Annotated in this window: 29 protein-coding genes; 26 read left to right on the forward strand and 3 right to left on the reverse strand. The window is 39.3% G+C overall.

The annotated features are described in order from the left end of the window. Nucleotides 1-105: 105 nt before the first annotated feature. From SYJ56_RS04580 to SYJ56_RS04690, 23 genes are all read left to right on the forward strand, one after another. Complete coding sequence (locus SYJ56_RS04580; protein WP_323832454.1) at nt 106-675, forward strand: GNAT family N-acetyltransferase; 570 nt, start codon at nt 106-108, stop codon at nt 673-675. After that, complete coding sequence (locus tag SYJ56_RS04585; protein WP_323832455.1) at nt 672-1,592, forward strand: helix-turn-helix domain-containing protein; 921 nt, start codon at nt 672-674, stop codon at nt 1,590-1,592. The genes SYJ56_RS04580 and SYJ56_RS04585 overlap by 4 nt, the downstream gene beginning before the upstream one ends. 152 nt (nt 1,593-1,744) lie before the next feature. After that, entirely contained in the window at nt 1,745-2,110 is a 366-nt protein-coding gene (locus SYJ56_RS04590; protein WP_323832456.1) for a plasmid mobilization protein, read from the forward strand. Beyond that, the gene (locus SYJ56_RS04595) at nt 2,107-3,435 is read left to right on the forward strand and encodes a relaxase/mobilization nuclease domain-containing protein (RefSeq protein ID WP_323832457.1); all 1,329 of its coding nucleotides are present in this window, start codon (nt 2,107-2,109) and stop codon (nt 3,433-3,435) included. Before SYJ56_RS04590 ends, SYJ56_RS04595 begins: the two co-directional genes overlap by 4 nt. Before the next feature lie 9 nt (nt 3,436-3,444). Continuing rightward, entirely contained in the window at nt 3,445-4,092 is a 648-nt protein-coding gene (locus SYJ56_RS04600; RefSeq protein WP_323832458.1) for a ParA family protein, read from the forward strand. Next, on the forward strand, nt 4,071-4,415 hold the full coding sequence (locus SYJ56_RS04605; RefSeq protein ID WP_323832459.1) for a hypothetical protein: 345 nt from the start codon (nt 4,071-4,073) through the stop codon (nt 4,413-4,415). Before SYJ56_RS04600 ends, SYJ56_RS04605 begins: the two co-directional genes overlap by 22 nt. A gap of 2 nt (nt 4,416-4,417) precedes the next feature. Continuing rightward, nucleotides 4,418-4,810, forward strand: a complete 393-nt coding sequence (locus tag SYJ56_RS04610) for a hypothetical protein (RefSeq protein ID WP_323832460.1) — start codon at nt 4,418-4,420, stop codon at nt 4,808-4,810. Continuing rightward, nucleotides 4,807-5,130 carry a DUF4134 family protein gene (locus SYJ56_RS04615; RefSeq protein WP_323832461.1) on the forward strand — a complete coding sequence of 108 codons (324 nt, stop codon included), beginning with the start codon at nt 4,807-4,809 and terminating at the stop codon, nt 5,128-5,130. The genes SYJ56_RS04610 and SYJ56_RS04615 overlap by 4 nt, the downstream gene beginning before the upstream one ends. Nucleotides 5,131-5,190: 60 nt before the next feature. Continuing rightward, nucleotides 5,191-5,496, forward strand: coding sequence for a DUF4134 domain-containing protein (locus SYJ56_RS04620; RefSeq protein ID WP_323832462.1), 306 nt, complete (start codon nt 5,191-5,193; stop codon nt 5,494-5,496). A 283-nt stretch (nt 5,497-5,779) separates the two neighbouring features. Next, complete coding sequence (locus SYJ56_RS04625; protein ID WP_323832463.1) at nt 5,780-8,287, forward strand: TraG family conjugative transposon ATPase; 2,508 nt, start codon at nt 5,780-5,782, stop codon at nt 8,285-8,287. Beyond that, complete coding sequence (locus SYJ56_RS04630; protein WP_323832464.1) at nt 8,284-8,946, forward strand: hypothetical protein; 663 nt, start codon at nt 8,284-8,286, stop codon at nt 8,944-8,946. The genes SYJ56_RS04625 and SYJ56_RS04630 overlap by 4 nt, the downstream gene beginning before the upstream one ends. After that, nucleotides 8,943-9,596: a hypothetical protein gene (locus SYJ56_RS04635; protein WP_323832465.1), complete on the forward strand. Its 654-nt coding sequence runs from the start codon at nt 8,943-8,945 to the stop codon at nt 9,594-9,596. Before SYJ56_RS04630 ends, SYJ56_RS04635 begins: the two co-directional genes overlap by 4 nt. After that, nucleotides 9,593-10,255, forward strand: a complete 663-nt coding sequence (locus SYJ56_RS04640) for a hypothetical protein (RefSeq protein ID WP_323832466.1) — start codon at nt 9,593-9,595, stop codon at nt 10,253-10,255. Before SYJ56_RS04635 ends, SYJ56_RS04640 begins: the two co-directional genes overlap by 4 nt. Further along, nucleotides 10,252-11,034 (forward strand): hypothetical protein, encoded by a 783-nt coding sequence (locus SYJ56_RS04645; protein WP_323832467.1) that lies wholly within the window; start codon nt 10,252-10,254, stop codon nt 11,032-11,034. The genes SYJ56_RS04640 and SYJ56_RS04645 overlap by 4 nt, the downstream gene beginning before the upstream one ends. After that, a complete protein-coding gene (locus SYJ56_RS04650) occupies nt 11,031-12,185 on the forward strand; it encodes a plasmid transfer protein (protein ID WP_323832468.1) in 1,155 nt (384 codons plus the stop codon). The genes SYJ56_RS04645 and SYJ56_RS04650 overlap by 4 nt, the downstream gene beginning before the upstream one ends. 2 nt (nt 12,186-12,187) lie before the next feature. After that, nucleotides 12,188-12,796 (forward strand): conjugative transposon protein TraK, encoded by a 609-nt coding sequence (gene traK, locus SYJ56_RS04655; protein WP_323832469.1) that lies wholly within the window; start codon nt 12,188-12,190, stop codon nt 12,794-12,796. After that, nucleotides 12,774-13,211 carry a hypothetical protein gene (locus SYJ56_RS04660; protein ID WP_323832470.1) on the forward strand — a complete coding sequence of 146 codons (438 nt, stop codon included), beginning with the start codon at nt 12,774-12,776 and terminating at the stop codon, nt 13,209-13,211. The genes traK and SYJ56_RS04660 overlap by 23 nt, the downstream gene beginning before the upstream one ends. Continuing rightward, nucleotides 13,201-14,424, forward strand: coding sequence for a conjugative transposon protein TraM (gene traM, locus SYJ56_RS04665; RefSeq protein WP_323832471.1), 1,224 nt, complete (start codon nt 13,201-13,203; stop codon nt 14,422-14,424). Before SYJ56_RS04660 ends, traM begins: the two co-directional genes overlap by 11 nt. A 6-nt stretch (nt 14,425-14,430) precedes the next feature. After that, on the forward strand, nt 14,431-15,267 hold the full coding sequence (traN, locus tag SYJ56_RS04670) for a conjugative transposon protein TraN (protein WP_323832472.1): 837 nt from the start codon (nt 14,431-14,433) through the stop codon (nt 15,265-15,267). A 44-nt stretch (nt 15,268-15,311) separates the two neighbouring features. Next, entirely contained in the window at nt 15,312-17,303 is a 1,992-nt protein-coding gene (locus tag SYJ56_RS04675; protein WP_323832473.1) for a type IV secretory system conjugative DNA transfer family protein, read from the forward strand. A 12-nt stretch (nt 17,304-17,315) separates the two neighbouring features. Continuing rightward, entirely contained in the window at nt 17,316-17,948 is a 633-nt protein-coding gene (locus tag SYJ56_RS04680) for a M23 family metallopeptidase (protein ID WP_323832474.1), read from the forward strand. A 10-nt stretch (nt 17,949-17,958) separates the two neighbouring features. Continuing rightward, entirely contained in the window at nt 17,959-18,888 is a 930-nt protein-coding gene (locus tag SYJ56_RS04685) for a DUF4099 domain-containing protein (RefSeq protein WP_323832475.1), read from the forward strand. Continuing rightward, the gene (locus tag SYJ56_RS04690) at nt 18,866-19,525 is read left to right on the forward strand and encodes a hypothetical protein (protein WP_323832476.1); all 660 of its coding nucleotides are present in this window, start codon (nt 18,866-18,868) and stop codon (nt 19,523-19,525) included. Before SYJ56_RS04685 ends, SYJ56_RS04690 begins: the two co-directional genes overlap by 23 nt. A 15-nt stretch (nt 19,526-19,540) precedes the next feature. Here SYJ56_RS04690 and SYJ56_RS04695 read toward each other — a convergent pair whose 3' ends face one another. Continuing rightward, nucleotides 19,541-20,266 (reverse strand): helix-turn-helix domain-containing protein, encoded by a 726-nt coding sequence (locus SYJ56_RS04695; RefSeq protein ID WP_323832477.1) that lies wholly within the window; start codon nt 20,264-20,266, stop codon nt 19,541-19,543. Between the two features lie 306 nt (nt 20,267-20,572). Between SYJ56_RS04695 and SYJ56_RS04700 the strand changes: the two genes are divergently transcribed. Then, nucleotides 20,573-21,067, forward strand: coding sequence for a hypothetical protein (locus SYJ56_RS04700; protein WP_323832478.1), 495 nt, complete (start codon nt 20,573-20,575; stop codon nt 21,065-21,067). A gap of 121 nt (nt 21,068-21,188) precedes the next feature. Here SYJ56_RS04700 and SYJ56_RS04705 read toward each other — a convergent pair whose 3' ends face one another. Continuing rightward, on the reverse strand, nt 21,189-22,481 hold the full coding sequence (locus tag SYJ56_RS04705) for a M56 family metallopeptidase (protein ID WP_323832479.1): 1,293 nt from the start codon (nt 22,479-22,481) through the stop codon (nt 21,189-21,191). Nucleotides 22,482-22,519: 38 nt separating this feature from the next. After that, nucleotides 22,520-22,909: a BlaI/MecI/CopY family transcriptional regulator gene (locus tag SYJ56_RS04710; protein ID WP_323832480.1), complete on the reverse strand. Its 390-nt coding sequence runs from the start codon at nt 22,907-22,909 to the stop codon at nt 22,520-22,522. 299 nt (nt 22,910-23,208) lie between these two features. Here SYJ56_RS04710 and SYJ56_RS04715 point away from each other — a divergent pair, with 299 nt between their 5' ends. Both SYJ56_RS04715 and SYJ56_RS04720 read left to right on the forward strand, forming a co-directional pair. Continuing rightward, the gene (locus tag SYJ56_RS04715) at nt 23,209-23,652 is read left to right on the forward strand and encodes a hypothetical protein (RefSeq protein ID WP_323832481.1); all 444 of its coding nucleotides are present in this window, start codon (nt 23,209-23,211) and stop codon (nt 23,650-23,652) included. 43 nt (nt 23,653-23,695) lie between these two features. Further along, nucleotides 23,696-24,802: a TonB-dependent receptor plug domain-containing protein gene (locus tag SYJ56_RS04720; protein WP_323832482.1), complete on the forward strand. Its 1,107-nt coding sequence runs from the start codon at nt 23,696-23,698 to the stop codon at nt 24,800-24,802. The last annotated feature ends 24 nt before the right edge of the window (nt 24,803-24,826 follow it).

The raw sequence follows: 24,826 nt of genomic DNA on the forward strand, positions 1-24,826 counted from the left end.
ATTTTTTATCACAAACAATTTCTTGCCATTTTCTGATTCTTCTCAGAATCATTCAAATGGAGGTATTTCACCTCGCAACTCGGTAAAATTTTAATAGACTGAATCATGAGAAAATTCATAGAACAGGATAGAAAAAACATCATTAACATATTAGTCAAATCTTTTAAAGGGAATAAGTCAGTTGATTTCGTAGTTGGTAAATCAGCCAAAGGCAAAGAGATACTGATGGAATACAGCCTGGAAAATTGCTTGGAAAATGGGGAGGTATATATTTCTGACACCGGGAATTCCTGCGTTCTTATAAAGTATTCTGACCAAAAAAATAAACCATTCAGGCTATGGGTTTGGGATCTTAAACTTGCGCTCCGGGGCATTGGGATTCCTAGAATTCCGAAAGTTCTGAAAAGGGAATCGAGCATAGAAGAAACCCAACCGAAGGATCCATTTTTGTATGTGTGGTTTATTGGAGTTCAGCCGGAAAGTCAAGGAAAGGGAGAGGGGTCCAAGCTTTTAAAGTCCGTGCTTGATATGGCAAGTGAGAAAAACCTTCCGGTATGTTTAGAGACTTCCACAGAACGTAATTTCAAATGGTATGAGAATTTTGGTTTCTCAGTCTATGCTTCATCCCATCAATTTGGGTTTCCATTTTACTTCTATAGAAAGGAAGCGCTATGACGGTATTTGGAACGGAAATGCATCTGGTGACATTTATTTTTGTCCTGGTAGAATGCATCTTTTTTGTGCAGCAATTGATAATTCATCTTCAAAGACCATCAGAGAAAAAGAGGTTATACTACCTCATTTTACTCGGGCTTCTGATTATTTATAATGTAGCTGGTGGTCTTTTTCCCGATCCTGAACTCTCCCTGCCGATCAAGATTCAGATGAATCTGGCTTATGGTTCGGGCTTCTTTATGGGAGCTTTCTTCCCCTATTATTTTTACAAGGCTTATGATATGGAGGAGCTCAGATGGCAAGCCAAATACGGTGTTTGGTTGTTCTTGATACTTCCGTTTTTCTTGTTCTTCTGTATTCTTTATCCCTTGTCCAATGATCTACCTAAGACATTGTGGTACGGGCTGGCCATTCCTTTAGGCTATGCTTTTTTTCTCGTCTATAAAATACTGGCTTCAATCCGAGAGAAATTCAAAGACAATAAAAATTCTGTGGAAGCAATACTTACTTATTTAGCCATGTGCCCCTGGGCCTTGCTTCCATTATTTAGCTACATAGAAGCTTCTCAATTCATTGAAGTGATTTTTACAAACTGTGGCTTTATCATCATCACTTTCTTATTTGTAAAGCAGGTGATATATGAAAACAGGGAAGCCTTCGAAAAGTTGGAGCAGTTTGACCTGCAAAAGGAGCTTGACACAGAAGGATTATTCAGCCAGTGGTGTACTGAAATGGGATTGACCAGAAGAGAATCCGAAGTGGCAGAACAGGTTTGCCTGGGATTGACCAGCAAGCAGGTTGCTGATGTACTTTTTATTTCTGAAAGAACCGTAAATAAACACCTCCAATCGATTTATCGAAAATCAGAGACCAAAAACAGGGTTGAGTTGATAAACTCACTAAATTCCTATTCATAATACATTTTAGAAAGGGAGAACCCTTCAGATAGGTATATGTGCGTATATGGAAATCCATTTACGCATATATGCCTATATCTCATTTTTGCGTAGTTCTAGGTATTTTTTTTCTCCTAGGCAATCAGATTCTTTACTCCCAATAACATTCAGCCATGAAAGACAAAAGAGAAAATCTCTCTTGGGTATCTGTCAGGTTAAAGCCGGATGATTTTGCCCGATTAAAGGAGGAAAGCAGGTCACTTGGAGTGTCTTTGAGCCAATTGATCCGAATTAAACTAAGCGATGATGAAATCAAGATCATTGATACGAAAGGAATCCTAAATGCAATCGAAAAGGTAGTCTCCGAACAGGCCAGGGTAAACAATAATATCAATCAACTGGCTAAGCATGCAAACACCTATAGAGACAAGATTTCTCTAAAGCTCTTTCAGGATCATACCATACAGATGGCAAAGCATCTTGAATACCGGGACAATATGAATAAGGTTTTGAAACAGATTTATCAGGCAATCAAATGAGAGCTAAAATTCTATCAAGTACAAGTTCATTCAACGGGGTAACCTACAACACCAATAAAACCCAGAATGAAAAAGGAGAGCTGACCAGGCTTCGGAATTTTGGCTATCTCCTGGACACCAAGGAAGTAGGGCCGAATGAAGTTAAGAACTTTCTGATAGCCCATTCTAACAGAAATTCCATTGTCAAGAACAAGCAATTTCATGCCATGATCAGTTGTAAGGGCAGGGAGTATTCCAAAGACCAACTAACCGACATCGCCCATGAATGGTTAGACAAAATGGGCTATGGAAGTAATCCTTTTCTGATTGTTTTTCATAAGGATACTGCGAACAATCATGTGCACATCGTTTCCTCGAGAATTGATAAGGAAGGAAAAAAGATCAGTGATTCTTTTGAAAAACTGAGAGCCCAAGAAGCCATCAACGAGATCATGAGGCTGAATCCCAAGCATGAGGCTAGCAAGGCTGTAGATACGCTAAAGGAATTTAGTTTCAGCACAAAAGCCCAAGGAATGATGATCCTGGAGAATTTGGGATTTAAGCTTAGAGAAAAGGGAGAGCAGCTGGATTTGATCAAGTACGGTTCAGTACAGGGGCAGATCCTTATATCAGAAATTGAGAAGAAGATCCAATCCTATCACTTAGATAAGTCTCGGTCAAATCAGCTTAAGGCTATTCTAGACAGATATTCCAAAGTCTACCAAACTAATCCAGTTCCGTTGTTTGAGCCATCGCCAGGCGACCATCAGAAAAAGCAAATTGGGTACAGATCGGATCTGGGAGATTTCATCAAAGACAAATTTGGGGTTCAGCTGGTATTTCACGGCAAGGAAGGCAAACAACCTTATGGCTATTCCTTGATAGATAACACAAACGAGATGGTGTTTAAAGGCAGTGAGGTATTTCCCATGAAGCGGTTTTTTGAGCAGGATGGTGAAGGGAAAAGATATCAGCCAGAGAAATCCAAGGAATCAAAACCAATTGATTTAATCAGTGCAAAAGTAAAGCTCCAGTCAGCTTTCAATGACTTTTCGACTATCCGAAAAGGTTTGGAACATCATTCCTTAAACCCAGAAATCAGGGATGGGAATCCTTACCTGAAAACATCCCAAGGAGACTTTCCAACTAAAGATATTTTGCTTCCAGAGCAGCAGTTGGCTTTACGAGAATATCTCGAGGTTACAGCTTACCAGACGGAAAGACCAAACCAGGCGCTTTTCGACCTATTTCCTACGCTTACTATCGCAAATGATGTAGATGATGAGGCAATTTACGGTAGGAGAAGAAACAAAAAACGCAAAGGAGATAATGAAATCACTAGATAAAAACTACCCATGATAATTCTATTCGCAAATCAAAAAGGAGGAGTTGGAAAAAGTACCCTGGCAACGCTGTTTTCCAACTTCGCAGTACAAAAAAGGGAAAGAAAGGTGAAAGTCTTTGACATGGATTTTCAGCAGTCATTGTACAATAAATACCTCAATTCTGCCCAGCTGGAAAACGAAAGGCTGTACGAAGTAGAGCTATCAAGCATTCCCGGATTCAAGTCCATTCAGAAAAGGGCAAGCAATGATCCCACAATTCTCACGGTCATTGACCTAGCGGGGAAAATGGACGATGACAATCTGGTACAGGTGTTTAAAGAATCCGAATTGATCATTTGCCCATTCTGCTATGATGAATATAGCGTGACCAGCACCTTTGAATTTTGCTATGTGGTCAAAAAGGTGAATCCATCAAGTCGGATCATCCTGATACCTAACCGGGTCAAATCATCGGTGAAGTATGAGACTTTGGAAAGCGTCAACCAGGCACTAGGCCAATTTGGCGAACTGACTTCCCCCGTGTCAGATAGGATTGACTTCCAGAGGCTGACCACCTCTTATACGCCGGAATCACTTTCACCAATCCTAGATCCGATTTTCAACAAATTATTCGACGACCATATAGAAGAATCCACATGGGAAACGGAGACTACATAAACAAGCTAGTAAAGGGTGTTCGGGGGGAAATTGGGCCAGCAGAAAATGAATTAAAAGTAGCCCTCAAGCCCCGAAAAAAGAGAGCAAACAAATCGGTAAGCTCAGATATCAATGAGCTTTTGGAAACCATGAGGAATTTTGAAATAAAGGGAGATAATAAACGATTGATCAGAATTGACTCAAGGACTGAAGAAGTCTTGAAGCTTTTGAGTCCCACATTTAGAGTTGATGTGACCTCCTTCGTCAATTTTCTGTGCTGGGATTTTCTGGAAAACAATCCTGAACTAATCAACGAAATCAAACAAACCCTAAAAAAACTATAGCCATGAACTGGACAGATTTCTTCTTATACCTAAGCCTTTTCTATGTAGTTTATTATGCTATAAATGTGGTAATCGATGTCTTACGAAGACCACGATTAGCAGAAGCAAAGGAAGGGGAGGGATATACCTTTCAAACAGACCTTAGTGAGTTTGGTGAAAATCCGATTGTCATTGAGGTCAATGATCCGATAGTTAGTACTTCAGAGGCACCGAATGTAAAGAGCTCCCCAACCGAAGAAGGGGTAAACAGCGAGGGTGATTCTGAGGAAATCAAATTTGAAATCACTGATCCCAACCCTGTCAAATCAACAGGGGGAGTGACAAATCTCGACTCCTTGTTTGCCCTTGCCAAAGAGGGCACAATTGAATTGAAAAAAAGTATCGTGTACTCATGAAATCGATCCAATATCTTCTATTCAGCGGCTTTTTCTTTCTCTTTTTGTCGAATTCGGAAAGCTTTGGCCAGTCCCCTCCAGGAGTGACAGAATTTCAGGAAGCTGAGTCTGATATGAGAAAAATCTATGTGGCGCTTTCCCAACTATCCTTTGCAGTGGGTGCGGTTTCAGGATCATTAGGAGGTCTGAGGGTCTATAATAACTGGCAGATGGGAAGGCATCATATAGATGTTCAAGTGATCAGCTGGTTCAGCGCCTGTATTTTCTTAGCTACCATCGGCTTTTTTCTCAGCGGGCTTTTCGGGGTTCCGCTCACTTAAGAACAATTAATTCAACCATAAATACTTAGTCAACTATTTTCTTACCAAAACAACAAAGTCATGTTCAAAAGAACTACAAAAAAAATCGCAAGTGCATTTATCATGACGCTTGCTACAATTTCTGCAAGAGCCCAAGGTGTTCAGGGAATAACAGCAGCCGAATCATCCCTTTTAACCTATGTAGATCCAGTGGCAAGTCTTTGTCTCGTGATCGGAGCCGTGGTCGGGCTGATTGGAGGAATTCGGGTTTACATCAAATGGAATTCGGGAGATCAGGATATCAACAAAGAGTTGATGGGATGGGGCGGTTCCTGTCTGTTTATGGTCTTAGTGAGTGTGATCATCAAGGCATTTTTCGGAGTCTAATGGCCAAGCAATTTCCGATATATAAGGGGCTTCAAAAGCCACTTATATATCGTGGATTTCAAGGGAAATTTATCGGATGGGGAGTCGCCTCCTTAGTTATCGGAGTTGTGTTGGGTGGCCTAATCGGAAGTCTGACAAGTATGGTTTTAGGCGGAGTTATTACCATTTCGGTAATCGTATTAGGCCTATTTATCACTTCCCAGCAACAAAAGAAAGGACTGCATAGCAAAACAAAGTATGTAGGGGTATTTCAGATCGCTACATCCTTAAAATCAAAAGAATCATGTTCAAGAAAAAAAGGAATCAATTTAAACTGCCCTATATAGGAATTGAAAATGAGATCAAGGGTTTTCATTGTCTATTCAATCTAACGGGTGATTTTGGAGTTATTCTGAAACTGGACAATCCTGTTTTGCAATTTTCAGCGGATTTATCCAAGTACGATTCCTTTCACCAGCTATACACCAATCTAATCAAAATCCTAGGTGAAGGGCACATGATTCAAAAGCAGGATATTTTTTCCAGAAACAGGTACAGCGAAAAAAACTCAACGGAGTACCTGCAGCAGAAGTATGATGAGCATTTTCAAGGCAGGGAATACACTTCGCTGAAGACATTTTTGGTCATTACCAAAAGAGCAAAAGGCAGATACAATGAAAAGTCAGTGAATGATTTCATCCAGACACTAGGCAAGGTGACAGACCTATTCGAGCGCTCTGGAATAAAAGCAGAAGCACTTAACAGAATCGAAACTGATCGATATGTGAAAAGGATTCTAAGCATGAATTTTCATGAGGAAAAGATTGTGCTGAACAATCTTCTATCAGAAGAAATCCAGGTGGAAAGCGGAGACCGGGCTTTTAGATCGATTACTTTGGTGGACACTGACAAAGTAGAACTTCCTGAAAAGGTGACTACCCATTTGGAGCGAAACGATAAGGATAGTCTTAAGGGTTTTCCTATGGATAATATGGGCTTTCTATTCGATGTCCCCAATTTCCAAACCATAGTTTACAACCAGGTCATTGAAATTATCGAGCAGAGACCAATTCACACAAAGCTTGAATTGAAGCGGAAAAGGCATTCGGGAATTCCTGATCCCGCAAATGATATGTGTGTCGAGGATATTGACAGGCTATTGGAGGATGTAGCAAGGCATAATCAACTTTTGGTCAATTGTCATTTTAACGTGGTCGTGTCGGCTCAGAAAGAATATATCCAAGGAGCTTGTAATTATGTGGAATCCTCACTTTTTCAGCAAGGGATAGTGGCCAATAAAAATTCCTATAATCAACTCGAACTGTTCAGAACGCTACTTCCCTGCAATACAGCTGAACTGAAAGTTTACGATTACTTTTTGACCACCTCAGATGCGGCCTTGTGTTTTTTCTTAAAAGAGTCATTGAATAAAGACGAGGATAGTGGTTTTCAGATCCGCTTTACTGATAGGCAAGGAATTCCTCTGAAAATAGATCCAGCTGATTTGCCGATGCAAAACAACCGGATCAACAACAGAAATAAATTCGTGCTTGGCCCTTCAGGGTCGGGGAAATCATTCTTTATGAATGCGCTGATTGAGCAATACTGCATGTGGAATAAAAGGCCTGATCCTAAGTGGCTGATGGATGTCGTGATCGTAGATACAGGGCATTCCTACTCGGGATTGTGCCAATATTACCAGGGTAAATACCTCACCTATACAGAGGAAAAACCCATAACTACCAATCCCTTTGCCATCACCGAAGAGGAGTACAACATCGAGAAAAAAGACTATCTCCTAACGCTTGTGTCCTTGCTTTGGAAAACTGCTGAAGGGCAGGTTACTCAGGTGGAAGCAGACGTGATTTCAAGTACTATATCTTCCTACTATTCTTCTTTTTTCTCCAGTGAGGGCAAAATTGAAAGACTCTGTTTCAATAGCTTTTATGAATTCGCTCTAGAAAAAATCCCTGAAATTAAAGAGCGTGAGAGCATAGGGTTTGAATTGGATGAATTCCGCTTTGTGCTCAAAAAATTCTATAAAGGAGGTGAGTTTGAAAGCCTTCTCAATGAAGAAGTGGACGAGTCATTGTTTACCGAATCCTTTGTGGTTTTTGAGATTGACAGCATCAAGGAGCATAAAGTACTTTTCCCAATCGTGACGCTCATAATCATGGATGTTTTCATTCAGAAAATGAGATTTCGAACCAAATACCGGAAAGCCCTGATCATTGAAGAAGCTTGGAAAGCCATCGCTTCACCATTGATGGCGGGTTATATTCTTTACCTCTATAAAACAGTCCGGAAATTCTGGGGCGAAGCTATTGTGGTTACTCAGGAGCTTGGTGATATCATCGGTAATGCTGTGGTCAAGGACAGTATCCTAAACAATTCCGATACGATTTGCCTGTTAGATCAGACCAAATTCAAGGATAACTATTCCCAGATAGCCTCTCTACTCTCCATCAATGAGAATGAACGGAAAAAAATCTTTACAATCAACCAACTGGATAACCAGGACGGAAGAGGGAGATTCAAAGAGGTTTATATCAGACGTGGATCTACAGGAGAAGTGTACGGAGTGGAAGTTTCCCTGCACCAATACCTCACCTATACAACTGAAAAGCCGGAAAAGTCAGCAGTAGAAATTTATACCCAAGCTTTTGGAGGGTATCAGGATGGGCTGGATGCATTTATTGAGGACTTCCAATCTTCCCAGCTTTCCCTTCACAATTTTTTCAAAGAAATCAATAAAGAAGGAATGCCACTAAGAGAAACTTTAATGCCCACGAATTACCGCATTGCTCTATGAAGCCTTTTCAATTAATCGTATTTCTGATTTTATCGGTATCATCCTTCGGGCAAACTGTTTATGTGGATCCCGCAGTTTCAGCTGCTACGGCTGCCCATTCGGTAATTATCGACACGCAGCTAAAGGCAACCAATGAGAGGTTGACTCTGATCGAAAGAGGACAGCTGGCGATCACTGGTAATTTGACCATTGTCAATACCATGCAGGACAAAATCTACAAGGGACTTTCTGAGGTCAGTTCCATTTTGACAAATCTTTCCAACGTGCAGGAAATAGCTAGAATGGCTACAGCCATTTCCGGAGATCTAAACGATGTGATGGACTTGGCAGGGGAGAATCCTGCCTTGCTTCTGTTTGTGGAAAGAAATGCGACCATGTTTCAGCAGCGGGCAACTTCCTTGGCAGTGGAAGTCAGTTCCTTTGTTTTGAAAGGCGGGGAAAACAATCTCATGAATGCCGGAGAAAGGTCAAAACTGGTCAACCAGATTTTGACTGAAATGGTAATTCTCAGATCCTACACCTATGGCATGTACCGTTCCATGTACTTTGCCCAGATGAAGGGGTTTGTAAAAGCCTTGAATCCCTTTCAGGGCTACATCAATGTGGATATCCAGCTTGCTCAGGATATCGCCAGAAAAGCCAAAACCCTTCAGCCATGAAACTTTTTAGCCTCTTACTCTTTGCTCTTTTCACAACCATATGTTTGGCATCTGCCCAAGTGAACGTTGCACTTCTGCACCAATTGGTAGAAGAATCTAAGTCAGAATATAATCTTCAAAAGAAGGCAAAAACCAATCAGGGCAAGAACGCAATTAATGAAGAGGTCAACAAGAACTTGGTCAATACAGTCAAAGAAAAATATAGAACTATCCAGGAACGCTTTGCCAAACTTTCCATCTTGATCGATGCCATAGGAATAGGTAGTACAGCAGAACCTCTGGTAAACTCCATTATTGACAACCAACAACAAATCGTTTACTACTGCCGCCAAGATCCTGAATTGATCCTTTTTGCAATTGAGACAGAAAAGCTTTTCGTGGATAAGTCCTACTCTCTTTTGAATTATCTCCTTGGGCTTTCAGCAAGTATAGGAGTTATCAATCAAATGAAAGATTCAGAAAGACGGATACTTGTCCAACACATCCTTGATGAGCTGAGAGACATCAACGGACTTTCTTATACTACTTCCAAAACCTTGCAGCATCATATAGAAAGAAAGCTAGGAGTAAATCCTTATCTCGGATATGTGGCCACGGAAAAAGCCTTGGTAGAAGAAATAATACAAAATGCCAAAACTCTCATGCGATGAAGAAGCTATTTTTCTTTTTGCTGTTAATCGGGTCGGGAAAGGCCTTTTCCCAAACAATGGTGTTTGACAAAAACCATTTTATCATTGTCAATGCCAATGCTGCTATGAGGAATGTCAGCGAAATAGGCTATCACCAAACTTTGGATATCATCAGGCAAAACACTGATGATATCATTCTCAATTCATCCAGCTTGGCTATGGTTCAGACTATGATAGTCAACTCGCTGACCCAAGTCAATGAAGGGTTTAAAGATGCTCTTCAGGTAAAAATAATCGCCGAAACTGTTCTGGATATCAGTTCTATTTCTTCAGAAGCTTTCGAATTAGCCTCGGGCAATCCTGTCCTTTTCCTTTTTGTCGAAGAATATACTTTGCAAGCCAAAACCCGAAGTGTCAAACTTGCCACAGAAATTTCAAGCCTGATCCTCAATGAAGGGGATAACCTGTTGATGAATTACAATGTCAGGGACGAACTTCTTAATTCCGTCCAGAAAGAATTGCAGGTAATTCTAGTCTTGGTGCTCTCAGCGAGGAACAGCATTTATTGGGCAAAAACCAATGGGATAATCAGATCCCTTAATCCCTATCAATCTTATGTTAACAAGGATTTAGCCTTGATCAATGAAATCATCATTAAACAGAAAATTCTTACTCCATGAAAGCCTTACTGACATTTTTGATCTTGATTTCTATAAGTTCCTACTGCTTTGGACAAACTCCAATCCACGATAAAGCGATTGTGGCTCAGCAGGAAAGAATGGTGTTTAAGCAATGGGATGAAGATAAATTCTATCCAAAACCAAAACGATTTCTAGGGATTCCGACTAACCCTTTGTGGTATTCAACTTGGGCATTGCATCCCAATTATCCTGATTTGGACAGAAGACCATTGTCAACTGCTGGAGAACAAACCCAAAGGCTAGGATTGGCAGCTGCCATGCAGATTTCTTCAGATTATTATAAAGCACATTCAGATACAATCAAGAATTTGGCGAATGCTGAAATTGCTCGCATTTCAGGCGCGCTTTCGGCCACAGATCCACTTTACCAACTCTACTATAAGAAGGAGCTCAAACCTTTAGAAGATGCTGCTTCCAATGCTTTTCAGGGCATTTCCTCAGAAGTGGTTTCCTATATGACAGACCACGGAGCCTATCAATGGTATCTAAATAACATGACTTCGCTTTCAGAAAGGTACGGTTTTGCAAAAAGTCTGGACATGGAAAGAGGACAGCGAATCCTGATGTACCACAGAATTATGCTCGAAATGAGGGATGTTCTCAAAAAGTGGGATTACAAGCTGGCTATGTCGGCTAACATGCTTGCATTCCGAACGCTGAACCAGCGGAGAATAAATGGTGAAATCACCTTGTCAGATCCAAAGGATGAAGAGGAAAGAGCGAAAAGAATAGCCAATCAAACTCAAATTCTCCAATGAAAAAGCTAATTACAGGACTATCCATTTTCCTTGGAGTTCCCATCGTTGGATTTGGACAATCAGTCAATCATGACGAATACAAGGAAACAATCAGCTATCTGCAAGGGAATAGCATTTACGACAGGGGAGTAATGACCTTTTTTGAAGAAATGAGGGATTATGGTTTTGCCCATTCAGACCCTTTTATCAGAGATGCGCAGACTTTGGCTTGTATTTTCATGCTGATCTTCTTCAGCCTCAAATGCTACGAAATGATGGCAGGAGATAAGAAGCTTGAAATTATGCCTCTTTTGAGACCTTTCGCATTGGTAATCCTGCTTATGTGGTGGCCGGTTTTCTGTCAGATAATTGCTTTCCCTACTGACTTGATTGCTGCTAAAACTGAAGCACTTTTCAGTACTCAGAATGACACAAATAATGCCTTACGATTAGACCGTTCTGCCTACATGGTAGAGATGGCTGATCAGCTGGTGGAATATCAGGCAGTATCCGAAATGGCAGCGGAACAAGCGCAGGATTCCGACAAGGATTTGGGAACAGTGATAGTTGATGGTGTTAAAGGGTTTTTCTCCGATCAGATTCTTTCACCAATTGTACAAATGCGGATCAGAATGCAAACCAGTCTTCAGCTTTTGGCTACCCAGATCATAGAATTGCTGGCTATATGGATTCTCAGGGTTTGCGTCTATATCATTTTCATGATCCAGATTATCTATTCTACTGTTCTTGTCATTCTTGGTCCATTTTCCGTGGTCGCCAGTATTCTGCCAGCTTTTCGGGATGCTTTCACTACATGGATAGCCCGATTCGTATCGGTGAATCTTTATGTGGGAGTAGCTTTTCTGATTCTTTACATCACCGGAAGACTTCAGCAGTATGCGCTTGAGGTTGAAATAGACAAATATGAATACCTGCTTTCAACAGGTGGGGGAGCGGACAGGCTGGAAAAAATGGCTTGGCTTGCCTCCAACGGATTCTTGAGTTTCGGGCTAGTTATCGTGGCCTTTTTTGTCAGTGCTATCGCCATTGTAACCGTGCCTTCTATTTCTACATGGATCATTTCTACATCAGGAATCACATCAGCTGCAACAACTGCTGGAAGAATGGGTTCTTCCACCTCAAAATCTATTTCTAGAGCCAAACTAATCTAAGCATGATCATCAAAAACATTGAATCGAAAATCAGGTTGGCCACAGTTCTTTCCATTGGGAGTTTTCTGACTTCCATAATCATTTGCGGATTTGTCTCAGCTTATGCCTATAAACAAGTGGCCAATGCCAGACAGTCCATCTATATCTTAGACAATGACATTCCCATTTTGGCGAAGCAAACCAATATGCAGATGAACAGGCCAGCTGAATACAAGGCAGCCGTGGATTTGTTCCACAGCCTCTTTTTCAACCTTACGCCTGATGATAAACATATAGAATATCAGATGGCAAAGGCCATGTATTTTGTAGACGAAACAGGAGTGGGGCAATACAACAATCTCAAAGAAAAAGGCTATTTCAATTCAATCCTTTCATCAAGTTCAGTCCTTTCCATCCAGACGGATTCCATTGTCATTGAGCAAAAAAGATTTCGGTATTACGGAAAGCAGAAGATTGACCGCCGGAGCGCAACGATCACACGATCAATCATTACCGAAGGGGAATTGATCGATATCCCTAGAAGCGAAAACAACAGCCACGGGGTATTGATCACCAATTGGAAAACCATAGAAAATAAAGACCTGTCAAATGTTTCGAAAAATACCTTTTAAGGAAAGGAATACCACCGTATTCCGGGAGCTTAAAAAAGAGTTTTCACCTCAAGTTAAGGCAGTTGATAGTCTGGCCAAGGGGATTCTGGATCGGTACTCAAAAGTCATTTTTTGTGCCATGATTCTACTGATAGTTACCTCTTTCATTTTGACCTTTTTTGTTCTCAAACCCGAAGAGAGAACACAAAGTGAAAACTTTGAAAAAGAGCTGTATGGTATTCCTGAAGGGCTTGGTGGCGAATTTTCAGCATTGCAAAACTTGTCATCCAGAGCGGTGAAAATGGCTGAGTTAAAAGCTGAGATCGATCGGATCATATCTCAGGAGTCTATCTCCAAAGGAGATTCAGCATACCTAGAAAAAGCAATTGAACAGTTGCAATACTTCAACAAACAATCCAAAGAAGATGAACATTGATTTCAAACAGCCAAAATACATTCTGCCTATTATCATGCTTCCCTTTTTGTGTTTGCTTTTTTACGGCTATAAATCATTCAGCAAGGAAAGTATAACGGCTCCCACTCAGGGGCTAAGCGGTATCCAATTCGAAATAGGGAAGGTTTCCGAGCAGATACAGAACAAAGGAATCGATTCCAAAATGGAAGCTTCCAGAGAAACCTATAAAAGGGCAAATGATGGCTACACCGCAATTAAGGGGTTAGAACTCGATGTTGAAGAATCAAGCCAAATCAAAAGCCTTTACAACGAAGAGGAAAAGCGGCTACTGGATTCCATTGATAATGCCTTGAAAAATTCTGGGTTTTACTCGGCTACAGACAATGTATCCAATCCAGTTCCACCGATTACCCAGACGGTACCTAGTCAACAGGTTTATTCCAAAGAGGATGAGGAATTACTAAAGGCCATTAATCAATTGGAGGGAAATAAAACGCCAGCGCCATCCAATAAATATGAAGATCCAATGGATTTGTTTAAGGCGCAAATGACAGTGATTGACTCTATATCCAAAGCGAATGATCCAACCTTCCAAGAAAAACAGCAAAAGGAAAAGGAAGCTGAAAAAGGTGCCAATGAAACCGATAAGGAAGTTTACCGAGTCCAGAAATCTGACAGATCTGCAACCTTATTCAATACCGTCACCAGAGAAGAAAAAGGGAAGTTTATCGAGGCTATCATTGACCAGGACATTAAAAATGGGACACTGGGAGCCAGGTTGAGAATCCGACTTTTGGATGATATCATGATCGGTAATGCCATCGTCAGCAAAGGCACTTATCTCTATGCGTTGATTACAGGATATGAAGCTCAACGGGTGAAGCTTAGCATTTCCTCCGTGATGGTCGGTGACAAAATCTATCCTATAAAATTGTCGATTTACGATATGGATGGAATGGAAGGTCTTTATGTTCCGGCCAGTGCCTTCAGAGACTTTTCCAAAGAACTCGGAAGTAATACTACTGGTGGAATGAACCTGACGATGCAACAAAACTCAGATGAAATGAGCCAACTCTATATGTCAGCTCTTCAGCGAATGTTCACTTCAACTTCTCAGGCTGTTTCCAAAACCATCAAAAAGAACAAGGCCAATATCAAATATGGCACTTCTGTCTTTCTGATTGATCCTAACGAATTGCAGGAAAATGAAAAACTGATCCAAAACCAAAACTGATCCACTATGAAATCGAGAATCATAACATTAATCCTTTGGGCTGTTTCATTTTCAGTCTATTCCCAACAAAATGGAACGCTCTTAAAAAGTCAACTTCCTAAGATCTACATTGACGAGGAAATTTCCCTGCATTTCCTTTCACCTGAACCTATCCAATACGTGGATATTTCCACTAATAATATGATTGGGGATATTCCTCTAGAAAATGTGTTTCGGGTGAAGGCCGTCCATGACAGTGTTTCAGATCTAAATGGATATAATAAATCCCTTGGGGTAGTTACGATCATTGGGCAAAAGTTTATTGCTCAGTATGATTTGTGGTATGCACATGATGAACGTCAACTTAAAACCCAGATTGAGATTCTACCCATCAATACCAATCCTCTAGAAGTCGGCAAAATCCCAATGAGTGACCAAGAGCTTCGCTATTTTTCAGTTGAAGCCATCAAAGATAAAAAGAAGAAAAATGTAATCCGAAGCACTCAGTACGGGGTCACTGGTCAGGTCAATAATATCTATACAGTGGACGATTATATTTTCCTTGATATTTCCTTCAAGAACAAAACCAACCTAAAGTTCGACTTGGACCAACTGAGATTTAAAATAGAGGATAAGAAAATCACCAAGGCAACCAATGTTCAGTCCCTTGAAATAGAGCCGGAGTACCAGCTTTTTACTCCGGAAAGTTTTGAAAAGAATTACCGGAATATCTATGCTTTCAAGAAGTTCACCTTCCCAAATTCAAAGGTTTTTACCATCGAACTAACTGAATCCCAAATCAGTGGTAGGACGATCTCTCTTGAGGTGAAATATTCAGATCTCCTTGATGCTGACACCTTGTAAAAGCACAAGAAAGAATGGTTTTTCCCCTCAATTAATTTTTAGGCATGAATGAGAAAAGAGAATTAAAAAGTCTTCATGGAACCTTCCAGTTTATTGTTTATCTGATGGTGTTCATGGATATACTGCTGTTTGTCTATGCACCGCAGCTGATAATGCTGGAAGGGTTTGGACAAAACCTCATTCCACTTTTCAACAAGATCCTAAACCTGAAAATATACAGCAATGTTTTACTAGGTAAAATAGCCATTCTGGTTGCAATTTGCCTTTCGGCTATTGGGACAAAATCAAGAAAGAATCTGGATCTAAATCCCAAAAATCAAATTGTTATTCCCCTGGCAATCGGATTGATACTTTTCTTTGGATCTGTTTATATCTACACCTTGGAAAATTCCTTTCAGGTAATAGACTATACTTCAATTGAAAATCTGGGCTATATCCTAAGTGTTTTCCTTGGCGCTGTCCTCATTCATACCTCATTGGACAATGTTTCCAAAATGATCAAATCTGGCCTTGGTAAAGATGAATGGAATATAGAAGGGGAGTCTTTCCTGCAAGACAAGAAGAGGATAGAAAATCCCTACTCGGTGAACATTCCCATGAAATTCTATTACAAGGGAAAAGTCCGAAAAGGCTGGATCAATTTGGTTAATCCTTTTAGAGGAACCTTTGTGATCGGTACCCCAGGTTCCGGTAAGTCCTTTGGGATAATCAATCCCTTTATCCGTCAGATGATTGGAAAGGGATTCACTATGTGTCTATACGATTTCAAGTTTCCGGATTTAGCCCAAATCGCCTATTTCCATTATCTAAAAGCGCAGGACAAAAAGAAAAACCCCAATTTCAAATTCCATGTTATTAACCTTGACGAAGTGGAATATTCCAGGAGGATAAACCCAATCGACAAACGGTATTTGAAAACAGTTGCAAATACCTCGGAAACAGCTGAAGCTATTTTTCAGTCCTTGCAAAAATCCGATTCATCGGGAGGAGCAGACAAGTTTTTCGAACAGTCCGCGATCAACTTCCTTTCGGCCTGTATCTTCTTTGTTTCCAGATATAAGGATGGGGAATATTCCACATTTGCCCATGTACTTGATTTTCTGAACAGGGACTATGAGGACATTTTTAATTGCTTGACGAAATACCCAGAACTCAGATCAATGGTTTCTCCTTTTCGGAGTGCCTACGAAAAGAAGGTTTATAAGCAGCTGGAAGGACAGGTCGGGACCCTGAAAATTTTCCTTTCCAGATTGAATACCAAAGAAACCGCATGGGTATTCAGTGGGGATGATTTTGATCTCAAAATATCAGACCCGAATCACCCTTCCATCCTTGTTCTTGCCAACAGCACAGAAACTCAAAGCATCACCGGAACCTGTTATTCAGTGATCATCAACAGACTTACTAGACTGATCAATACCAAGGGGAATCTGCCCACAGCTTTGATTGCGGATGAAGCACCTACTTTCTATATACACAAAATTGAAAACCTGATTTCAACAGCGAGAAGCAATAAAGTAGCTGTTTTACTTGGGCTTCAAGAATTACCCCAGTTAAACCAATTGCAGGGTAAAGAAACAGCTTCAACCATGACTTCAGTAATAGGAAATGTGCTCTGTGGTTCAGTCCGTCACAAGGATACGCTCTCTTGGTTGGAGATGATGTTTGGCAAACGAAAACAATTGGGACAAAGTGTATCTATAGACCGTGATAGGACTTCCGTTTCCTTCAGCGAAAAATACGAACCACTTATCCCTGCCGGTAAAATAGCCTCGATGCATACCGGAGAAATAGCTGGGATTATCGCTTCAGAAGGAACGGAGTTCGATGGGAAATATAAAACCTCTAACATCCATTGCCGGATCAATCTTGATATGAAGGAGATTAGGCAGGAAGAAAATTCCTATCGCAGCACTCCGAGGTACTATGACTTCAAAGGAAAGAAGGAGGAAATCCTAGAAAAGAACTTTGAACGAATTCATAGGGAAGTAAATGAAATCATTGAGAGACACAGAGAAATGGCTTCGGTAGATTAATTCAGCATTCGTATGAAAAGGATTCTTTCAGTTATACTTTTTCTTTTTGTCGCTCACCAGGCATTCTCCCAATTCTATTCCATGGAATTTCAAAAGAAGTTGCCTGAGGTGAATGTGATTGGGCAGGTACCGAACCAACCGAATACAGGGAAGTCTGAATTAAAGTTTATATCCGAATTGATTCAGCCTGCAATAAAGGAGAGGGGAGTAGTGCTTGCTTCTGCCCCATTGGATGATTTTTCCATGACATCAAATTTCGGATTTCGCACCGATCCAATTTCCAACGAACACAAATTCCACAGAGGGATTGATTTAATAACCAGCCGTTCAAAAGTCTATTCAATGTTGCATGGTAAGGTTGTTTCAGTAGGGTATGATTCTCTTTTGGGAAATTTCATCAAAGTCCAACACGGGAAATATGAATCACTTTACGGTCACCTTTCCCTAATCTTTGTTTCTGCCAAAGAAAATGTTTTACCAGGATCAGTTCTCGGGATTTCTGGGAGCACGGGAAGGACCACTGGGGACCATCTTCATTTGACAATTAAAAAAGGTGAAGAGTATATCAATCCAAGCCTATTCATTCGAATGATATCCAAGATCTCCACAAAAGAAGAATTAATTACCTATTTATCAACACTATAATCTTATCAACATGAACAATCAAAAAGTATTACCCATGAAGGACTTGGAGATTTTCGGAGTCGTCAGAGAGGGGAAATTTACCATTCCGGAAAAAGAGGTTACAGCCCTGAAAAACGGTAGAATGACGGACATCGTGGAATTGAGCAATTTGAAGGGAAAGGACATTCATATAGATAAATTACCGGCAAGGCTTTCCATTGTAAGGGGAGAGGATGGGAATCCTGCTTTGCGGATAGATCCAGTCTATAGAGAGCCAGGCATCCATCCCGATCTAAGCGAAGTGGAACGAAGTCAACTTATCAAGAAGGAATTGGCGAATTCTAAAAAAAGCTATGTGGACAAGGAAGGAAACATACAGTCGGAAATCATTGAGTACGATCATAGAACCAATCAGTTTCTTTCCTATAACCCGCGAGACATCAAAGCCCCTCAATTGGTCAATGGTGAAGAATTAACGCCGCTGCAAAAGAAGAAATACAAAGAAGGGGAAACAGTGAAATTGGCTGATGAAACGGAGTTTCAGCTTTCACCATCTTCTCCTAAAGGGATCAGATCCAACTATAAAGGTTTGGTTCTATCGGTGATGCTAGATGGCGGATTGTCTTATCTGTTGATTACTGGTGTTCAGAAAATTCTAGGTAAAGAAAGCCAGGAGGAAAAAGCCTACAGTAAAGGATATCTTCAGGCAATCAAAGAGGTTCAAAAACAAGCAGAACGAAGAATAGCCAGAAATCCCAATGATAAGGATGCAGTCCATGATTTGAACAATATCAAAGAGGAGTACTCTAAAATTTCTGCAGACCCTTCTATACCCAAAGAGGTTCGGAATGATTTTGATATTCATAAAATCAAAGGTCTGAACAGCATTGATACAGAAGAAGGGAGAAATCCAAGAAACCAGTCAAAAGACAGGGACAATGATATGGAACAAGGCATTTGATATTTTGAACTACAAAGGCGTTGATAAAGATATCCAACGCCTATTTTCAAAATATGCTTCCCAGGATAATAAAGGGCAGATCATTTTTGATTTTTTTGATCATCAAGGACAACCATGCGATACTGAGATACTAAGTCTTCACCGGAATAAGCAGGCATTATGTGGTATTTCTGTGCTAAATCTTCCGGAAAATGTACATTCGGTTTTTGTCTCTGACTCCTATGCTTCTTTGATCTTTTTTGCCAATCAGTACAAAGCAAGAATTTCTTTTGAGGAAGCTGGTTTCCTAGTAATAGGGGCTGATTTTGATCAAAACTTAGTGAAGCAAGTTTTTGATAAAATGCCTACAAAGGTCAAAGTAAATACGGTTTTCAGTTCATCGATTTTGGGTAGAGTGATGGATTGCAAAGTTCAAGATTTGATCCATGATCGAGCTTGTTCTTATTTTTTGGCCAATGACCATATTCAGTTCGAAAGCGCAAAGAAGTTCTCATTAGAATCCATTCAATCATTTTCGCTTAGGACCTATTGCATATCCCAAGGAATGAAGCAAACAGTGAGGACTTTCAAACCACGAATCAAGGGAATTGAATCATTCTATCAACTCAATCAGGTGAATTGGAATGCGGTCAGATAATTCGTTTTGCTACAGTTAAAGATTGCATCCACCGGTGCAGAATGGTGTTTCTGCATCATCTGAGTAATTACGAACAAACCCTATCTTTTTGTCCTTATTTAGGGAGTTTAACATGCCGATTGAAAAACTCCCTTTATAACCATCTGTGCAATCAACGTCACAGGCAATGCCTAACAAACCTCCATTTTCATCAAACTCAAGAGATCTGTAAAAAATGCTGATACCATTTTCAGCTAGTTTATTCTTCACTTCCGTAAGTTCATCCAGGCTCAGATCATTGGTGAAAAATGCATTGACCTTTGCTATAGAATTGTCCTTATTAAGGTCGATGGTAAGATTCTTTGTTTTGTCCAAGGAGACCGATTGCGCATCTGTTTGGAAGATTTTCACGAAGAAAAAGCTAGTAAGCAATAGCGTTATAGATAGGATTGAAATCTTTTTCATGGCATTGGATTTTAAATTAAAGAGATCTTTAAAGAAGAATATAAATCGGCTCTGACTAGTGCTGAATTTTTGATTTTCAGTATTAATTTCAGGTGAGCTAAATTGATTATCAAGAAAATCATATTCAAGAGCTTCCGAAATTAACTTAATAGTGAAAGCTCTTGGAGTAACTGTGCCTGCCTCAATTCTCTGAACTGTTCTAGCTGTGATATTGCATCTTTTGGCAAGATCAGCCTGTGTTAATCCTTTGGCATTCCTGATTTCAAATAATTTTTTCCCGAAATCTGTATTAGTCATTTAGGTAGGCGTTTGAGATATGGTTTGGTCAATTTAGAGATTTATTTTAAACCTAATAGGGAGTTTACTACGACATTCAAGCGACATTTTACTGACATTTGATTTAGAGATGATGTTTTCAAATTTTCTCTCTGAATTTATATCATGGCGCAAGGTGTAGTGCAAACAAATCGCTCCTATAAACCTGAAATAAAGGGAATGGAATCATTTTTCGGTCTCAATCAACAAGTTTGGGAGGTGTTAAAATAATATGGTTTTGCTATATTTATCACTTGATTTCCTTTCAATGACTAAACCAATTCCACAATGAAAAAACTGAATTACCTTTTACTTTTTGTTCTTGCCAGCCTATTCAACGCCTGTTCCTCCGAAGATGAAGAACCCAAATTGGTGGAAAAAGATGTGACCATAGAAGTTGAAATGGGAGGGGATTACTCAGGATACCTGGTTAGCTTTTTTGTTCATAGCATGTTGAGTGGAGTATCCACTTTTGTCGCGCCCCAGATCGTTGAGCCAGCCTCACTTGAATGGACTCAGGTAGTAGAAGAGGGGAATTCTTACACGGTGACTTATGAACCTTCTGTGAGTTCAATTGAGGTTCAATCTTCTGCCGATATCCACAGTCTAGGCTTTTTGTTTAATGCGGTTCCACTGGACAGAGAACCGGATGACTCATTTGAGCTTTTGACTGCCACAATTCGAGTTTTGGCTGATGGAGAAGTATATAGAGAATACTATTATGAAGCTTTGCCTTATGACCAGACTTCGATTCCAATTTCGGAGAGTATTATAATTGAATAGCTGTTGATGAACATTGAATCAAATTTGGAGCTGGATATAGGCATTTATTTTAGTTGTCTATAATCACTCATAGAGGGATAGAGTACTTAAACAATATATGAACTAGTTTTTTCAAAAAATCTCAGGATTCGGTTTTAACAGTAATCGTATAATGTAATCTATGCTCAAACCCTTTTACATAATCTTTCATCACCTGATCATGGACTTTTTTGCTTTGTCTCTTACCATTCACATACAAAGCAAAATTTGTAATCTTGACAGTAAAGTTTTCTGGATCTGGGATAATATAGGCATTCTTTAATTGCTGAATTATCCCTTCTGAATCTACCCTGTCACTTTGATATGCAGAAGTATTATTATCTTGAAAAGCACTAAAAACAAATTTATTATCCCAATAAGAAGATTTGTCACTCAGGACAGCGCTTGTGAAAATAGCAGAAACCAAACAAGCCCCAAGAAAAAATTTCTCTAGATAGTTTAGGGAGGGACTTTGCATCCCAAAAATGCGTTTCACACGATTTAAAACTGATTTTTTATTGCTAGAAAATGCGACTTGATAAGCAGGTAATTTATGCTCCATGCATTTGACTAGCGTATTGACGTACTCTTTTTTATTTAATGTGATTTTCAGTGCAATATCATCACAACATTGTTCCCGTTCATTCCTTATCATAGCGGAAAGCCAAATAACTGGCGGGTTAAAAAAGAATATTATTTCGACGAGTGATTGGAATAAGTTCACCAAAAAATCTTTCCTTTTAACATGAGCTAATTCATGTGCAAAAATCGCTTCAATTTGATGAATAGGCATCATTGTAGCAAGTCCAATTGGCAATAATACCATCGGCTTGATGACCCCGATAATCATGGGAGTTTTTGCGATGCTAGATTCAAAAACTGCAATATTACTTTTCAGTTTCATTTTTCGAATAATGGATTGTAGGCTCTCCTCTACCCTTTGGTCCAGAATCCTTGTTCTTGAACCTTTAAGGTTTTGAATAAAAAGTAGATCCACAAACATTCGAGCTAGCTTGAAACATAAAATCACAAACCATATAAAAACGATAATCCTATCAAAATGTGCCAAATAAAAGTCATAGTATTCATAAACTCTATCTGCAACAGCCTGTATCGGATAGTCGATAACTGCCTGTCTATCATTTAAAATTTCCGAAGGTACAACTGCTGAACTAAAAAGAGACCCTTTCCTTGGGTTCATCTCCACAGAAAAAGTATAAATGCTAGCTCCCATGAACGTAAAAAGAGCTGCGGTAAGGAGTAAATACCTAGTGGATGACTGAATTTTTTTCCCTCCTATCACTATTATTCCTACTATAATAGCCAGTATCATTCCTTGCCATAAAGAATGAAGTAGGGTTTTGTAAATTGCATTAAGAAATATATCGAAATCCATTTTTCTCTTACTTCGAATTGTTTAAACTATAGGTTCTATTATATCTCGTCTTCCATATTTTTCATTATCTCCTTAATTTCTTCCAATTCCTTTTTTGATGAGATTCCCTTTCCAGTAAGCTGTACAAATAATGTACTAGCCGAACCTCCATAAAAATTGTTTATGAAATTATTTAACAAACTCTTCTTGGTTTTCTGTTCTTCCTCTACTGGACTGTACACATGCTTCATTTTACTATCGTCTCTTTTTAAGATTCCTTTTTCGAGCATAATCTGCATTAGCTTTAAGGTCGAGGTATATTTAACATCCCTATTTTTATTGATTTCATCATTTACCATCCGAACAGTAGCAGGACCGAGCAGCCACAGTAACTTAAGGATTTCTACTTCAGACTTAGTTAACGTATCGGTGTCAGAGTTCTTTTTCATTTGATTCAAAATTAGTAAATAAAGTTACGAATTAATTCGTAACAAAACACTTTGAATTCTTGATCTCACCGTATCCTGACCATGAATTATAATTCTAAAAACGAAAAATGATTTTTTCAACAGGCTATTTATCAAGTATATGACTTCTAAAATCTGATTTATTAGAAGTGTAATTTGAATTTTTGAATTACTATAAAACCACCAAAAAACCTCTGTTTTTTAAAAATTAATACATAAATATTTTTTCGTACGAAAAAAAACGTACCTTTGAAATTCAATCTTATTAAAACCCTAATTCTATGAAAAATTCGCAAAGTACTACCCCACAGCTCCCCTCAGCTATGAACATTAGTTCCTTCTTATTTAACAGTAATTTCCAATTTCTCATCTTATTCTTTGTATGCTTTCTGACTTCTGCTACCTCCTATGCTGAGGTGGAAATCTCAAGTGGAACAGAATTGATTTCTATGAAATCACTTGATGACCCAATACAAGTGACATTCTTAGACATTACCCAACCAGATGCTACAGAAGAAAGAATATCCAAAGAGAAAATGATTCAATACCTAAAGAAGCAGGGAATTATAACTGACCCAATGAATTATAAGGTGCAGTTGACAAATGAATTCATATCAGTAAACGGACACAAACAGGCAAAAAAAATTCATGAGTATATCATGAAGAATTTTGTAAAGAGACCAGCCGAACATCTTCAGTTTACCATGTCAATTACAACTGATTAACGCTATCCCACAAATAAATTTGAAATTGATGATCGTTTGAAAAATGGACTTAAAACACCTTACAGCGCTAGTATTTTTTTTCTATCTAGCTGGAATTACAATTATCCATGCACAAAGCATAACAGGTAAAGTAATAGATGAAAATGGAAATTCGATGGACGGTACTGTTTACTTAACTCCTATGCAGGATTCTACTGAAATCTTAAAGCTAGAGGTTACAGATGTCCAAGGGAAGTTCAAATTTGAAGAACTTGAATTTGGAGCGTATCAAGTCTATTTCTCCATTTTTGGGACAACAATAAAATTTCCTGAAACTGCAATTTTATCTCCGACTAACCCTATCCTGGAGCTAGCGGATTTTGTCATCAGAAATCAGGCCTTAGAGCTTGAAGAATTTGTATTGATAGAAAAAAAACCGTTGGTAGAGCAAAGAATTGACAGGACTGTGGTAAATGTGGAAGCCATCATCAGCAACCAGGGACTTACTGCACTTGACATCTTTGAAAAATCTCCTGGATTGAGAGTTGATGAAAATGGGGGGATCTACCTAAAAGGAAGGTCAGGAGTCACAGTATATATCGATGACAAACCTACCTATCTTTCTGGAGCAGATTTGGCGAGTTATCTGAGTTCTCTATCCGGTGCCTCTCTAGAGTCCATAGAAATCATGACGAATCCACCTGCAAGGTACGATGCGGCTGGGAACGGAGGTGTGATCAATATAAAAACTAAACGAAAAAACATCATCGGTTTCAATGTTGGGTTAAATCTTGGTCTCATTCAACACCAATATACTGAAACTAGAAATAGCCTAAATTTTAATTTCCGAAAAAACAAAATCAATGTCTATGGTAATTTTGGCTATGGTATAAGGAATGGTTTTGTCAATTTTTATGTCGACAGAAGTTTTCTGGATGACAATGGAAATACACTAACTAATTTTGACCAATATTCTTTCATAAGAAGAAAAGGGTACCAATTTACCTCAACCATTGGTGCTGACTTTTATCAAAGTGACAATACTACCTGGGGAATAGTTTTAGGAGGTATTTCTAGACATCCAAATAGCACAACAAATTCCACCATTGATTTTACCGATGTATTTGGAGTTTTGGATTCTACTACTACTACAAAAAATAGTGAATATTAAAATTTCACCAATGGCAGTATTAAT

Source organism: Algoriphagus aurantiacus (assembly GCF_035156405.1).
GTDB lineage: Bacteria > Bacteroidota > Bacteroidia > Cytophagales > Cyclobacteriaceae > Algoriphagus > Algoriphagus aurantiacus.

Excerpts from the sequence above, each read along its gene's own strand:
- SYJ56_RS04600 (WP_323832458.1), top strand. The coding sequence starts at position 3,445 with ATGATAATTCTATTCGCAAATCAAAAAGGAGGAGTTGGAAAAAGTACC.
- SYJ56_RS04635 (WP_323832465.1), top strand. The coding sequence starts at position 8,943 with ATGAAACTTTTTAGCCTCTTACTCTTTGCTCTTTTCACAACCATATGT.
- traK (WP_323832469.1), top strand. The coding sequence starts at position 12,188 with ATGATCATCAAAAACATTGAATCGAAAATCAGGTTGGCCACAGTTCTT.
- SYJ56_RS04710 (WP_323832480.1), bottom strand. The coding sequence starts at position 22,909 with ATGAAAAAGAACTCTGACACCGATACGTTAACTAAGTCTGAAGTAGAA.
- SYJ56_RS04615 (WP_323832461.1), top strand. The coding sequence starts at position 4,807 with ATGAAATCGATCCAATATCTTCTATTCAGCGGCTTTTTCTTTCTCTTT.
- SYJ56_RS04700 (WP_323832478.1), top strand. The coding sequence starts at position 20,573 with ATGAAAAAACTGAATTACCTTTTACTTTTTGTTCTTGCCAGCCTATTC.
- SYJ56_RS04590 (WP_323832456.1), top strand. The coding sequence starts at position 1,745 with ATGAAAGACAAAAGAGAAAATCTCTCTTGGGTATCTGTCAGGTTAAAG.
- traN (WP_323832472.1), top strand. The coding sequence starts at position 14,431 with ATGAAATCGAGAATCATAACATTAATCCTTTGGGCTGTTTCATTTTCA.
- SYJ56_RS04695 (WP_323832477.1), bottom strand. The coding sequence starts at position 20,266 with ATGACTAATACAGATTTCGGGAAAAAATTATTTGAAATCAGGAATGCC.
- traM (WP_323832471.1), top strand. The coding sequence starts at position 13,201 with ATGAACATTGATTTCAAACAGCCAAAATACATTCTGCCTATTATCATG.
- SYJ56_RS04680 (WP_323832474.1), top strand. The coding sequence starts at position 17,316 with ATGAAAAGGATTCTTTCAGTTATACTTTTTCTTTTTGTCGCTCACCAG.
- SYJ56_RS04715 (WP_323832481.1), top strand. The coding sequence starts at position 23,209 with ATGAAAAATTCGCAAAGTACTACCCCACAGCTCCCCTCAGCTATGAAC.
- SYJ56_RS04705 (WP_323832479.1), bottom strand. The coding sequence starts at position 22,481 with ATGGATTTCGATATATTTCTTAATGCAATTTACAAAACCCTACTTCAT.
- SYJ56_RS04660 (WP_323832470.1), top strand. The coding sequence starts at position 12,774 with ATGTTTCGAAAAATACCTTTTAAGGAAAGGAATACCACCGTATTCCGG.
- SYJ56_RS04645 (WP_323832467.1), top strand. The coding sequence starts at position 10,252 with ATGAAAGCCTTACTGACATTTTTGATCTTGATTTCTATAAGTTCCTAC.
- SYJ56_RS04650 (WP_323832468.1), top strand. The coding sequence starts at position 11,031 with ATGAAAAAGCTAATTACAGGACTATCCATTTTCCTTGGAGTTCCCATC.
- SYJ56_RS04640 (WP_323832466.1), top strand. The coding sequence starts at position 9,593 with ATGAAGAAGCTATTTTTCTTTTTGCTGTTAATCGGGTCGGGAAAGGCC.
- SYJ56_RS04595 (WP_323832457.1), top strand. The coding sequence starts at position 2,107 with ATGAGAGCTAAAATTCTATCAAGTACAAGTTCATTCAACGGGGTAACC.
- SYJ56_RS04675 (WP_323832473.1), top strand. The coding sequence starts at position 15,312 with ATGAATGAGAAAAGAGAATTAAAAAGTCTTCATGGAACCTTCCAGTTT.
- SYJ56_RS04585 (WP_323832455.1), top strand. The coding sequence starts at position 672 with ATGACGGTATTTGGAACGGAAATGCATCTGGTGACATTTATTTTTGTC.
- SYJ56_RS04685 (WP_323832475.1), top strand. The coding sequence starts at position 17,959 with ATGAACAATCAAAAAGTATTACCCATGAAGGACTTGGAGATTTTCGGA.
- SYJ56_RS04690 (WP_323832476.1), top strand. The coding sequence starts at position 18,866 with ATGATATGGAACAAGGCATTTGATATTTTGAACTACAAAGGCGTTGAT.
- SYJ56_RS04620 (WP_323832462.1), top strand. The coding sequence starts at position 5,191 with ATGTTCAAAAGAACTACAAAAAAAATCGCAAGTGCATTTATCATGACG.
- SYJ56_RS04580 (WP_323832454.1), top strand. The coding sequence starts at position 106 with ATGAGAAAATTCATAGAACAGGATAGAAAAAACATCATTAACATATTA.
- SYJ56_RS04605 (WP_323832459.1), top strand. The coding sequence starts at position 4,071 with ATGGGAAACGGAGACTACATAAACAAGCTAGTAAAGGGTGTTCGGGGG.
- SYJ56_RS04630 (WP_323832464.1), top strand. The coding sequence starts at position 8,284 with ATGAAGCCTTTTCAATTAATCGTATTTCTGATTTTATCGGTATCATCC.
- SYJ56_RS04610 (WP_323832460.1), top strand. The coding sequence starts at position 4,418 with ATGAACTGGACAGATTTCTTCTTATACCTAAGCCTTTTCTATGTAGTT.
- SYJ56_RS04625 (WP_323832463.1), top strand. The coding sequence starts at position 5,780 with ATGTTCAAGAAAAAAAGGAATCAATTTAAACTGCCCTATATAGGAATT.
- SYJ56_RS04720 (WP_323832482.1), top strand. The coding sequence starts at position 23,696 with ATGGACTTAAAACACCTTACAGCGCTAGTATTTTTTTTCTATCTAGCT.